This is a genomic window from Aeribacillus sp. JST-2 (genome assembly GCF_056032925.1).
On the sequence record NZ_JBVVUU010000011.1, the window covers coordinates 23,544 to 29,543 of the forward strand.

Annotated in this window: 8 protein-coding genes; all 8 read left to right on the plus strand. The window is 42.1% G+C overall.

Going from position 1 to position 6,000, the window contains the following annotated elements; all coding sequences use genetic code 11:
- The first annotated feature begins 101 nt into the window (after window positions 1–101).
- The gene (gene spoIIAA / locus AC0KTX_RS07905; protein ID WP_474251674.1) at window positions 102–455 is read left to right on the plus strand and encodes an anti-sigma F factor antagonist; all 354 of its coding nucleotides are present in this window, start codon (window positions 102–104) and stop codon (window positions 453–455) included.
- Window positions 452–892 (plus strand): anti-sigma F factor, encoded by a 441-nt coding sequence (spoIIAB, locus tag AC0KTX_RS07910; RefSeq protein WP_474251675.1) that lies wholly within the window; start codon window positions 452–454, stop codon window positions 890–892. Before spoIIAA ends, spoIIAB begins: the two co-directional genes overlap by 4 nt.
- A gap of 11 nt (window positions 893–903) precedes the next feature.
- Window positions 904–1,662 carry an RNA polymerase sporulation sigma factor SigF gene (gene sigF, locus AC0KTX_RS07915; RefSeq protein ID WP_474251676.1) on the plus strand — a complete coding sequence of 253 codons (759 nt, stop codon included), beginning with the start codon at window positions 904–906 and terminating at the stop codon, window positions 1,660–1,662.
- A 207-nt stretch (window positions 1,663–1,869) separates the two neighbouring features.
- The gene (locus AC0KTX_RS07920; RefSeq protein ID WP_474251677.1) at window positions 1,870–2,490 is read left to right on the plus strand and encodes a stage V sporulation protein AA; all 621 of its coding nucleotides are present in this window, start codon (window positions 1,870–1,872) and stop codon (window positions 2,488–2,490) included.
- Complete coding sequence (locus tag AC0KTX_RS07925; protein ID WP_474251757.1) at window positions 2,480–2,902, plus strand: stage V sporulation protein AB; 423 nt, start codon at window positions 2,480–2,482, stop codon at window positions 2,900–2,902. Before AC0KTX_RS07920 ends, AC0KTX_RS07925 begins: the two co-directional genes overlap by 11 nt.
- A gap of 36 nt (window positions 2,903–2,938) precedes the next feature.
- On the plus strand, window positions 2,939–3,955 hold the full coding sequence (spoVAD, locus tag AC0KTX_RS07930; RefSeq protein ID WP_474251678.1) for a stage V sporulation protein AD: 1,017 nt from the start codon (window positions 2,939–2,941) through the stop codon (window positions 3,953–3,955).
- Window positions 3,956–3,977: 22 nt separating this feature from the next.
- A complete protein-coding gene (locus AC0KTX_RS07935; protein WP_474251679.1) occupies window positions 3,978–5,453 on the plus strand; it encodes a spore germination protein in 1,476 nt (491 codons plus the stop codon).
- A gap of 73 nt (window positions 5,454–5,526) precedes the next feature.
- The coding region (locus AC0KTX_RS07940; RefSeq protein ID WP_474251680.1) for a diaminopimelate decarboxylase family protein at window positions 5,527–6,000 on the plus strand (474 nt) is incomplete at its 3' end.

The following is a 6,000-nucleotide window of genomic DNA, read 5'->3' on the forward strand; positions in this document are numbered from 1 at the left end:
GCTTTTTTGCCGAACTATCACTAATTTTGTTATTTAGCAGGATTTACGAAAGGTCAACACGAAAGATTCAATATCTCGTTTAGATAAGGAGGAATGAGCTTTTGAGTCTGACAGTTGACTTTGAAGTAATAGAAAATGTCCTGTGCGTCCGCTTGTCGGGAGAACTAGACCATCACACGGCAGAAGAGGTTCGGCAAAAAGTGACGGAAATGGTGGATGCCCATTCTGTTCAACACATTTTATTAAATTTGGAGCATTTATCGTTCATGGATAGTTCTGGGCTAGGTGTTATTCTGGGGCGTTACAAACAAGTGAAAAACCGCGGCGGAGAAATGATTGTTTGCGCCATTTCCCCCAGCGTAAAGCGCCTTTTTGACATGTCTGGTTTATTTAAAATCATTCATTTAGCTGATACAGAGAGAGCGGCTTTGCAGACGTTGGGGGTGGCATCATGAAAAACGAAATGCAGCTAAAATTTTCCAGTCTTAGCCAAAATGAATCATTTGCAAGAGTGGCCGTTGCGTCATTTATTGCACAGCTTGACCCAACAATGGATGAATTAACGGAAATTAAAACCGTTGTTTCCGAAGCGGTAACGAATGCCATCATTCATGGCTATGAGAATAACCCTGATGGAGTGGTGTACGTAACCTGCAGGCTTGAGGATCATGTCGTCTATTTAACGATCAAAGATGAAGGGGTGGGGATTGATGATATTGAAACAGCCAGACAACCCCTTTTTACAACAAAACCGGATCTTGAACGATCTGGCATGGGATTTACGATTATGGAAAATTTCATGGATGAAGTGCAAATTGAATCGAAAAAAAATGAAGGCACAATTGTTCGATTAACGAAACATCTTACAAAAAGCAAAGCTTTGTGCAATTAAGGAGATTGGCTATGGATGTGGAGGTCAAGAACGGACATTCAAATGGACAATTAAAAGATCAGGAAGTTAAGGTTTTAATTGAAAAAAGCCAAAAAGGAGATCAAGAAGCGCGCGATTTGCTCATCCAGAAAAACATGCGCCTTGTTTGGTCAGTCGTCCAAAGGTTTTTAAATCGCGGCTATGAGGCGGACGATTTATTTCAAATCGGCTGCATAGGCTTAGTGAAATCGGTTGATAAGTTTGATTTGTCGTACGACGTTAAATTTTCTACTTATGCTGTTCCGATGATCATTGGGGAAATCCAACGATTTATTCGGGATGATGGAACAGTGAAGGTCAGCCGCTCTTTAAAAGAACTCGGAAATAAAATTAGAAAAGCAAAAGAGGAACTTTCGAAAAAATTAGGCAAGGTGCCTACAGTTGGTGAGATCGCTGATTACTTGGACATTTCACCAGAAGATGTCGTTCTTGCACAAGAGGCTGTTCGCGCACCTTCCTCCATCCATGAAACGGTTTATGAAAATGATGGCGACCCGATCACATTGCTGGATCAAATTGCTGACCAAAATGAGCAAAAATGGTTTGACAAAATCGCTTTAAAGGATGCAATGAATGATTTAAATGAAAGGGAAAAGCTTATCGTTTATTTGCGCTATTTTAAGGATCAAACTCAATCGGAAGTTGCTGAAAGACTGGGGATTTCCCAAGTTCAAGTGTCAAGGCTTGAAAAGAAAATATTGAAGCAAATGAAGGACCGAATGAGCGGGTAGCTTTATCGGTCTTTTTTTTTGTCGGAAAAAACATTCTCAATAGAAATGGATATGTGATTCTGTTCACATGAAGCCCGATCATTTTTTGAAACTACTAAAGCGAAAAAGGTTCTTTTTTGCGGAAAAAAATGGTTCGAACGATTTTGCATGATCGCATGGCAGGCACCTCATACTACTTATAAAAACAAATGTAGGAAGTGACGAGGCGTGAATAAAACGGTTTATGTTCGTTTAAAACACCGCATTCAGGCAAGACCGGATGAAACGATCACGCTGAGAAAAATAGCGAAAGTGATTGCAGATGAATCGCTCATCGACAAAGTGGAGAATCAAATCATTCACAACATTCAACCAACGGATCAAACGCATGTTGTCATTGATGTTATTCGAGTCATCGAAATCATCCAATCCATGGATGCTTCCATTGATGTTCAAACGGTTGGACCGGCGCAAACAATCATAGAAATAAAATACGATCGAAAAAATTTTTCCCCCGTGCTCTTTTTTCTTATCTGGCTGCTATTGTTTGTCGGATCAGCAATGACCATTATCAATTTCCATGAAGATGTCAGTATGCAAAAAATGCACAGGCATTTGTATCAGTTTGTAACGGGAGAAGTTGTGGATAAACCTTTGATTTTGCAAATACCCTATTCAATCGGTTTAGGTTTAGGGATGGTGTTGTTTTTCAATCATATATTCAAAAAGAAATTTAATGAAGAGCCAAGTCCATTAGAGGTTGAGATTTTCAACTATCAAATGGATCTCGACCAATACATTGCCATCAAGGAAAACAAGGAAAGCATGAAAAAACGTGTTGATCAGTAAATTGATCGTGCTTTTATTCACCGGTTTTGCAGGGGGCTTGGCTGTCGGCGCTGGATTTGTTGCTTTTTTGTCTGTTCTCGGGATTATTCCAAGGCTGATGCAGCTTTCGAAAACGTTGAAATGGATTCATTGGTATGAATGGGCGGTTATATTAGGAGCGGTTTTTGGAGGATGGTTCAGCCTCTCTCCATTCCCTTTGCATGTTTCCTCTATTTTGTTTGTCCCGATCGGTTTGTTTTACGGAATATTTGTCGGCATGCTGGCGGCTGCGTTAACGGAAGTGCTCAATGTGTTTCCGATATTGGCGAAAAGAGTAGGCATTGAAGATAAAATCGTCATTCTTATGATGGCAATCGTTTTTGGCAAAATTTGCGGATCTTTATTTCATTGGCTTTATTTTGTCGATTTATAAAACAATCTTTGCGATGGAACGGAGGAAAAGTTCACAATGCGGTTAACTGGAAGGCAAACATGGGTGTTTCAAAACAATTTGTTTGTCAATGAAACGGCAACCGTAGTTGGTCCAAAGGAGGCGAAAGGCCCGCTTGGAAAAACTTTCGATTTTCATTTTGATGATTTGTATTGCGGAGAATCATCGTGGGAATTTGCGGAACAAACCTTGATGAAAGAAGCGATAGAGCGTTGCCTAGGAAAAGCAGGCCTTAAGGAAGAGATGATCGACTTGCTTGTTGCCGGCGACTTGATGAATCAAAATTCCACTTCCAATTACACGGCAAGAATGTTCAAAATCCCTATTTTATGCATGTATGGGGCTTGTTCGACATCGATGGAGACGGTGGCAACAGCATGTGCCCTTGTTGACGGAGGATTTGCAGGGAGAGTGATCGCTGCCACAAGCAGTCATTACGGGGCTGCCGAAAAACAATTCCGCCATCCGACTGGATACGGGGGACAAAAGCCGGCAACCGCCACAACGACTGTAACAGGAGCTGGAGCGGCGTTGATCAGTAAAGAAGAAAGCGATATCGCCATCACGGCGGCGACGATCGGAAAAGTGGTGGATATCGGTTTGAAAAATCCTTATGACATGGGATCGGCAATGGCGCCTGCTGCAGCCGACACGATTAAACAGCACTTCCGTGATTTACATCGTGCTCCTTCCGATTACGATTTAATTCTTACCGGCGATCTTTCAGGTGTCGGCAGCCCCCGGTTAAAAGAATTGCTCCTTGAGGATGGCTACGATATTCGCCACAACCATTCGGATTGCGGACTTTTAATTTTCCATCCGGAGCAAAAAGCTTTTGCGGGCGGGAGCGGCTGTGCTTGTTCGGCAGTGGTAACGTACAGCTACATCTTTCAACAATTGAAAAAAGGGAAATTCAAACGAGTACTTATGGTGGCGACGGGAGCCCTTTTAAGCAAAACGATGATCAAGCTTAATGAATCAATCCCAGCTATTGCCCATGGGGTTGTCTTTGAACGAAAGCCAAAAAAGGAATGATTACAAGAAAGGGTTTGATAAAATGACCAAAAAAGCCGTTCAAGAAAAAACTCCTATTTCACCTCGGTTGGAGGACAATGAATTATTTTTTCGTCGGCATGTCGGATTGGGAATAAGTTTTGATCTCGGTGTCCGCAAATTTTTATTGCATAGCAAACAAGTGCATTTATATTATGTGAACGGACTTTGTGAAACCAATGATGTCATGGAGCTTATTAAAGAAATCATGAAAATAAATAATGTTGAAATCGAAGCCAATCGGATGAAGCAGGCTGTCCGCCAGCACCTCGTACATCAACAAGTCAAAACGATTCAAATGCTGGATGAGGCGGTCGACCAAGTGCTGTCAGGATTAGTGGTCTTTTTTGTTGAAGGCAGCGAATCTGCTTTTGCCGTTGATGTCCGCAATTATCCCGGCAGGCAGCCGGAAGAACCGGATACGGAAAAAGTTGTCCGTGGGGCACGGGACGGATTTGTGGAAAATATTATTGTCAATACCGGCCTTATTCGGAGAAGAATTCGCGATGAACGCCTCCGCTTTGAAATCATGAAAATCGGTGAACGTTCCAAAACAGATATTGCCATCGCCTATGTTGAAGATGTGGCGGATCCGGGTTTAATCGAAGTTGTAAAAAAAGAATTGAAAACGATTAAGATAGACGGGCTTACCATGTCAGATAAAACAGTTGAAGAATTTTTGGTCAAACAAGGGTTTAATCCATTTCCACTTGTCCGCTATACGGAAAGAGCTGATGTTGCCGCAAACCATTTGTTGGAAGGACACGTTATCATTCTTGTTGACACTTCTCCCAGTGCGATAATCACCCCGACAACGTTTTTCCACCATGTCCAGCATGCGGAAGAATATAGACAAGCGCCTGCAGTCGGCACCTTTTTAAGATGGGTCAGGTTTTTCGGGATGATGGCCTCGCTTTATTTGCTGCCCCTATGGTTGTTATATGTGCTGGAGCCTTCTCTTTTGCCCAAAGAAATATCTTTTATTGGTCCAAACAAAGACAGCCACATTCCGATTGTTGTCCAATTGTTCATTGCCGACGTTGGTATTGAACTTTTGAGAATGGCTGCCATTCATACACCGACTGCGCTTTCTGTCGCCATGGGTTTGATTGCTGCTGTCCTTATCGGGGAAATTGCCATTAATGTCGGCTTATTTACGGCGGAAGTGATTTTATACATGTCGGTGGCAACCGTCGGAACATTTGCAACGCCCAGTTATGAATTAAGTGTGGCTAACAAAATTGTCCGGTTGTTATTGCTTATTTTCGTTGTCCTTTGGAAAGCTCCTGGATTTGTGATCGGTTGTACGTTGTTCATTCTTTTTCTTGCTCAAATCCGTTCGCTCAATACCCCGTATTTATGGCCTTTTATTCCTTTTAATGCAAAAGCTTTTTGGCAAATTATTGTGCGAACAACTGTGCCTCAAACAAAGGTAAGACCGAGCATTGTTCATCCGCAAAACGCAAAAAAACAGCCTTAAAACATTTGAAAGAGCGGGTGTTTTATGTTAATGTATTTTTAATCTTTGTCGTTGAGAAAGCGGGGGCTAGTCTTTGTATCTACGAGGAACAAGCAAAATCAACCAATTAGGACATCTGGAAATCGGCGGCGTCGATGTCATCGACCTTGTCAATCAGTACGGGACGCCTTTATACGTATATGATGTCGCACTCATTCGCGAAAGAGCCCGTACTTTTAAAAATACATTCAAAAAATTAGGTGTAGCTTCTCAAGTCGCTTATGCCAGCAAGGCATTCTCTTCCATTGCGATGGTTCAGCTTGCAGAGGAAGAAGGCCTGTCTCTTGATGTCGTGTCAGGGGGAGAACTCTATACTGCGTTAAAGGCGGGGTTTCCTGCCAAAAAAATTCATTTTCACGGCAACAATAAGAGCGCAGAAGAGCTTTCCATGGCTCTTCAGGCGAATATCGGGTGCATTGTCATTGACAATTTTTACGAAATTGACTTGCTGATCGCACTTTGCCGGCAAATGAACAAGAAAATTGAAGTTCTTCTTAGAGTAACTCCT

Bases quoted from the DNA above. Each gene is read 5' to 3' on its own strand.
- spoIIAB (WP_474251675.1), top strand. From the start codon at position 452: ATGAAAAACGAAATGCAGCTAAAATTTTCCAGTCTTAGCCAAAATGAA.
- sigF (WP_474251676.1), top strand. From the start codon at position 904: ATGGATGTGGAGGTCAAGAACGGACATTCAAATGGACAATTAAAAGAT.
- spoVAD (WP_474251678.1), top strand. From the start codon at position 2,939: ATGCGGTTAACTGGAAGGCAAACATGGGTGTTTCAAAACAATTTGTTT.
- AC0KTX_RS07935 (WP_474251679.1), top strand. From the start codon at position 3,978: ATGACCAAAAAAGCCGTTCAAGAAAAAACTCCTATTTCACCTCGGTTG.